Origin of the sequence: Streptomyces sp. WELS2, assembly GCF_013870595.1 — a bacterium.
In the GTDB taxonomy this organism is placed as follows: domain Bacteria; phylum Actinomycetota; class Actinomycetes; order Streptomycetales; family Streptomycetaceae; genus Streptomyces.
On the sequence record NZ_JACBWZ010000512.1, the window covers coordinates 1 to 4,581 of the forward strand.

4 protein-coding genes are annotated in these 4,581 nt (G+C 73.4%); 3 read left to right on the forward strand and 1 reads right to left on the reverse strand.

The window, feature by feature from the left end; all coding sequences use genetic code 11:
* From H5J33_RS24450 to H5J33_RS24460, 3 genes are all read left to right on the forward strand, one after another.
* Positions 1-876 (forward strand): S9 family peptidase (locus tag H5J33_RS24450; RefSeq protein WP_181797036.1); only part of this gene is annotated, 876 nt, incomplete at its 5' end.
* Positions 877-952: 76 nt separating this feature from the next.
* Positions 953-2,659, forward strand: coding sequence for a RecQ family ATP-dependent DNA helicase (locus tag H5J33_RS24455; RefSeq protein ID WP_181797037.1), 1,707 nt, complete (start codon positions 953-955; stop codon positions 2,657-2,659).
* Between the two features lie 126 nt (positions 2,660-2,785).
* A complete protein-coding gene (locus H5J33_RS24460) occupies positions 2,786-3,337 on the forward strand; it encodes a hypothetical protein (RefSeq protein WP_181797038.1) in 552 nt (183 codons plus the stop codon).
* Between the two features lie 208 nt (positions 3,338-3,545).
* Here H5J33_RS24460 and H5J33_RS24465 read toward each other — a convergent pair.
* The coding region (locus H5J33_RS24465) for a serine hydrolase (protein ID WP_181797039.1) at positions 3,546-4,581 on the reverse strand (1,036 nt) is incomplete at its 5' end.

The window sequence follows — 4,581 nt, forward strand, 5'->3', positions numbered from 1 at the left end:
CGCCGCCCCGGTATCTGGTGGCTGCCCGACGGCGCGACCCCGGTGCGCACCCCGTGGTCGTCACGCGACGAGGACGCCGTTGCCCCGGGCCGCCCGCCGGTACGGCCGGTCCCCCTGCGCCCCACCGCCCGGGACGCGCTGCCGCTGCACGGCTGGTACTACCGCGCACCGGGGCGCGCCCCCGGCGAGCCGGCACCCTGCGTCATCCATCTGCACGGCGGTCCCGAGGACCAGGAACGCCCCGTGCTCGACCCGCTGTACCACGAGATCCTCGGGCGAGGAGTCGACGTCTTCGCACCCGACGTCCGCGGGTCGTCCGGATACGGCCGGTCGTTCGTCGACGCGGACCTGGGGAGGGGACGGTTCGCCGCGATCGACGACGTGGCGGACTGCGCCGCCCACGCCGTGCTGGCCGGCCTGGCCGACCCCGCCCGGCTGGCGGTGATGGGACGCTCGTACGGCGGCTACCTCACCTACGCCTCCCTGGTCTGGCACCCGGACCTCTTCCGCACCGGGATCGCGGTGTGCGGCATGTCGGACCTCACCACGTTCTTCGAGGGCACCGAACCCTGGATCGCCCAGTCGGCGGCCCACAAGTACGGCCATCCCGAACGCGACCGCGCGCTGCTGCGGGAGCTGTCACCGATGAGCCGCGTCGACGCGCTGCGGGCGCCGGTGCTCGCCGTGCACGGGGAGCACGACACCAACGTGCCGCCGGGGGAGTCGGAGCAGTTCGTACGGGCGGCGCGCGAACGCGGCGTGACCGCCGAACTGCTCACCCTGCCCGACGAGGGACACGAGTTCCTCCGCGCCGACAACCGCCGCCTCTTCCGCCGGGCCGCCGCCGACTGGCTGCAGCGGCAGCTGAGCACATGACCGTGCGGACACAGCCGCGTCGCCGGACCGGCCCGGGGTACCCGGAACAGCCCTGCCACCGAGCGAGGAGTGCGCCATGACCGGGGAAGGGCCACCGGCCCGCGGCCGGTGGGCCGGGCGGCTGCGGGAGACGGCCGCCGAGGTGTTCGGCTGGGAGCAGCTGCGTCCCGAACAGCTCACCGCCATGGAGTGGGTGCTGGAGGGACGGGACTGCCTCGTCGTCATGCCGACCGGGTCGGGCAAGTCCGCCGTGTACCAGGTCCCCGCCCTGCTGCTGGCCGGGCCGGTCGTCGTCGTGTCACCGCTGCTGGCCCTGCAGCGGGACCAGATCGCGGGACTGCCCGGCGGCGACCGGGGCCCGGGCGCCGTCGCCGTCAACTCCGACCTCGGCGCGGCCGGGACCGAGGACGCCTGGACGGCGGTGCGCGAGGGCGCGGTGCGGTACGTCTACCTGTCCCCGGAGCAACTGGCCAAGGACGAGGTCGTACAGCGGCTGGCCGAGGCGCACCCGGCCCTCTTCGTGGTGGACGAGGCCCAGTGCGTGTCCTCCTGGGGCCACGACTTCCGGCCCGACTACCTGCGCCTGGCCCAGGCCGTACGCAGGCTGGGCCGCCCGCCCGTCCTCGCGCTCACCGCGACCGCCGCGCCCCCGGTACGGCAGGACATCGTCGAACGGCTCGGCATGGACCGGCCGCGGCAGCTCGTCACCGGGTTCGACCGGCCCGGCATCAGGCTCGAGGTGCGCCGCCACCTGGACGACGACGAACGGCGGTCCCGGGTCGTCGAGGACGCCGCGGCCGCTCCCAAGCCCGGCATCGTCTACGCGGCGACGCGCAAGGACAGCGAGTCGTACGCCGCGGAGCTGGCCTCCCTGGGGTTCGCGGCCGGCGCCTACCACGCGGGCCTGCGCGCCGCCGAACGCCGCCGGATCCACGACGCGTTCCTCTCCGGCGGCCTGGACGTCGTGGTGGCCACCTCGGCCTTCGGGATGGGCATCGACAAGCAGGACGTGCGGTTCGTGCTGCACGCGTCCCTGCCGGGCTCCCTGGACGCCTACTACCAGGAGATCGGGCGCTGCGGCCGCGACGGACGGCCCGCCCGCGCCGTACTGCACTACCGCGCCGAGGACACGGGGATGCAGGCGTACTTCAGCAGCCGCACGCCCCGCCCGGAGGCCGTGGACGCGGTCGTACGGGCGGTCCACGCCCACCGCGACGCTCCACCGGACGTCGCCGGGCTGCGCCGGGACACCGACATGTCACGGGCCAGGGTCACCGCGGCCGTGAACCTGCTGGAGGAGGCCGGTGCCCTGGTCACGGACGCCTCGGGGACCATCCGGCCGGTCCCGGGCACGACACCGTCACGCGCGGTGCGCCGGGCCGTGGACACCGCCGAGGCCCACAAGCGCATGGACCGCTCACGAGTGGACATGGCACGGGCGTACGCCGAGACGACCGGCTGTCGGCGGCGCTTCCTCCTCGGCTACTTCGGACAGGAGTACGAGGCGCCCTGCGGCAACTGCGACACGTGCGACGAGCCGGACGGCGGCGACGGCGACGCGACGAGCACCGAGCGGCATCCGGACGCCGGCGCCTATCCGCCGGGAGCCGCGGTACGGCACGGGGAGTGGGGCAGCGGCACCGTGCTGAGCGAGGAGGGCGACCGCATCACCGTACTCTTCGACGAGGTCGGCTACCGCACACTCGCCCTGGACGCCCTGGCCGCACGGGACGATCTGCTCACCGTGGTGAGCGGCCCGGACGACGACCGGGCCGAGCCGTGACCAGGCGCTCACGGACCCACCGCCTTCCTCCCGGCCGGGACCGAAGTCCGCCGACGCCCGGCGCCACCGTGACCCGATCCGTCGCTCGCGTGCGGAATCCCCCACCGCAACCGAAGGAGGCCGCAGATGAACGCCCTCGCGCACTCCGGCGCCGCCCGGCGCCGGCCCACCGGAGGAGGTGCCGGCGTCAGGCTGCTCGGCATCTACCTCAACGACCACCTCGCCGGCGCCACCGCCGGTACCGAGCGTGCCGCACGCCTGGCGCGTGCCGCCCGCGGTTCCGCGCTCGGTCGCGCGATCGAGCCCGTGGCGGCCGAGATCGCCGAGGACCGGGCCGCGCTGCTGGACATCATGCGGGACCTCGGTGTCCCCGCTCGCCGTTACAAGGTCTGCGCGGGCTGGGCGGCCGAGAAAATGGGACGGCTGAAGCCCAACGGCCACCTGGTGCGTCCCTCGCCGCTCGGAACCCTCCTGGACCTGGAAGCCCTGCGGCTGGGGGTCGAGGGGAAGGCGGCCTGCTGGCAGATCCTGGGACGGCTCGCCGCCGACGACGAGCGCCTGGATTCCGCCCGGCTCTCCACCCTGCTCGAGCGAGCCCGGCGGCAACAGGAAACGCTCGAGGAGTGGCGCGTCCGCCAGGCCGGGGAAGCACTGGCCGCCGCAGCCGGCAGGGGCTGAGCAGTGAGGACATGAACGCGGGGAGGGGAACGCCGGCTACTGGTCCGTGCGCAGCCGCTTCCAGCCTGCCTCCGGGGTTTCCGGCGGGGATCACCTCGGCGGCGCGGCTCGCGCCGAAGCCGACGTGGTGCGCCGGCGCACATGCGAGTCATTCGGTGCGGGCGCTCCAGGGGGCCACGGCACACCCCGCGGCCGCGTCCGGCATTCCTCAGGAGCCGCAGAACTCGGCCTCGACGAGCCGCTGTTCGTGGACGTTCCAGTCGCCGTTGAAGTTCAGCGACAGCACGTGATCGCCGTTCGCCGTCGCCATGGTCTCCGAGATGGAGCCCTGGATGCCGCCGTTGTGCCCCCACACCTCGGTGCCGCACGACAACGTCATCCTCATCAGTCCCAGGCCGTAGGAGAAGCCCGGCACGTCCTCGACCGACACGGTCGTCATCATCTTCTCCAGCTGGGGCTTCTTCAGCAGCCGGCCGGAGAGCAGGGCCCGGTAGAACCGGTCGAGGTCGTGGTTGTCGGAGATCATCTCCCCGGCGGCGCCTGCGAAGGAGGGGTTGAACTCGGTGACGTCGTAGGTCGCGCCGCCCGGCTCCCCGGGGCCGGCGAGTTCCCCGGTCAGCTTCGAGTAGGCGCGCCCGCTCGGCCCCGGGAGGCGGGCGCTGGTACCCGGCACACTCGTGGAGTCCAGGCGCAGGGGGCGCAGGATGCGCTGCTCGATCTCGTGGGCGTAGGTGTGGCCGGTGGCCTTCTGGATCACCATGGAGGCGATGACGTAGTTGGTGTCGGAGTAGCTCCAGCCGTCGCCCGGGGCGAAGACGGGCCGGTGGGACATGGCGAGCCGGACGATCCGGCGGGGCGTCCAGGTCTCGTGGCGGTGCCGGAGGAACTCGGTGCCGAACTCCTGCCTCTTGAAGGTCTCGTCGTCGGTGTAGCTGTAGATGCCGCTGGTGTGGTTGAGGAGCTGCAAGAGTTTGATCTCCCCGCCGTCGTTGCCGTTTCCCGCGACCAGGCCCGGCAGCCAGTCGTCCACGGTGTCGTCCAGGCTCAGTTTTCCCTCGGCCTCCAGCTGGAGCATCACGGTGGCGACGAACGTCTTGGTGATCGAGCCGATCCGGAACCGGTCATCGGTGCGCGGCTTCCGGCCGGTCGCCCGATCCGCGGTGCCCGCACGCCCCGCCCAGGTGGTGTGCCCCAGCTCGGCGAGGGCGATACCACCGGGCGGCCCTTCCCGCACCACCGAGTCC